Source organism: Plesiomonas sp. (genome assembly GCF_051650925.1).
Lineage (GTDB): Bacteria > Pseudomonadota > Gammaproteobacteria > Enterobacterales > CAMTGL01 > Plesiomonas.
Genome location: NZ_JBOFRH010000251.1, coordinates 1 through 1,048, shown reverse-complemented (window position 1 = coordinate 1,048; position 1,048 = coordinate 1). Strand labels below are relative to the sequence as shown.

General features: G+C 46.0%; 1 pseudogene. It reads left to right on the top strand.

The annotated features are described in order from the left end of the window. Positions 1–354, top strand: a pseudogene (locus tag ACRC27_RS06025) (mechanosensitive ion channel protein MscS); the annotation flags it as partial. Positions 355–1,048: the final 694 nt, after the last annotated feature.

Below are 1,048 nucleotides of genomic sequence, written 5' to 3'. Positions count from 1 at the left end.
GCCAGCATCATGAGCGGTCGCATTATCAACTTCTCTTTGGAAGAGAAGCGCCGTATTGATCTGGTGATCAGCGTAGGCTACGAAGCCGATATCGATCAGGTAAAAGCGGTGCTGACTGAGGTGGTAAAAGCCGACTCTCGCGTGCTGGCCGATATGGATTGCACAATTCGTCTGATGACTATGGGTGCGTCATCACTGGATTTTGTGGTGCGTCCGTGGGTGAAAAATGCTGACTATTGGGCGGTATATTTTGACCTGATGGAGAATATTAAAAAGGCGCTGGATGCCAACAAAATTAATATTCCGTATCCGCAGATGGATGTCCATATGCGTACTGTCAGTAACGATCAATAATCGCTGAGCGAATAAGTACTAATACGCGATTGTCTGATGGAAAATAATCACTGGGTGAAACTAATTTGAGTTTTACCCAGTGCGTAAAATACCGGCTGAGATTGAATAAATAGGCGCTATTGATAGCGTTGTAATAATTCACGCTAGGCGGTTATTTTGCCTCGACACTTTCGATATTCTCGCTGTTTTTGAAACGGTAGCGTTTAACCTGATAACGCGTCGAGTGTGCGAGTGCGATGATGAATCAGAATATAAAGCGCCGTTAGGCGCTTTTTTTCTGGGCCAATGTTGGCTTAACACAAGGCGAGTGATGATAGAAAATGTGGTGTCATTGTCGCTAAGCGGCCTAGCCCGCAGCAGGTTATTTCTGGTTACATTAAAAATGGAATAGGGCTGTTTTTTTGCAGTCTAATCAGCACAGTATAAGCTCTAGATAAATGCGGTTGTTCACGTGTTATGGCGCAGTGCTTAGGCTTAGGTACACATGAAAACGCATGAGATCCTAGGTACGGGGTGTATGGGGATACACTCATAGAAAAAACGGCATGAATAACTGCGCCAGCGTGAACCATCCCAAACAGGCGATAGCAAGGAGTCTGATGTGAATCTGAAAGCATTAACCATCGCAGTAGTGTTGGCCATGGCGCCAGCAGTGAGCATGGCGGCCGAGTTACCTGAACTGCCAACTTTGGCC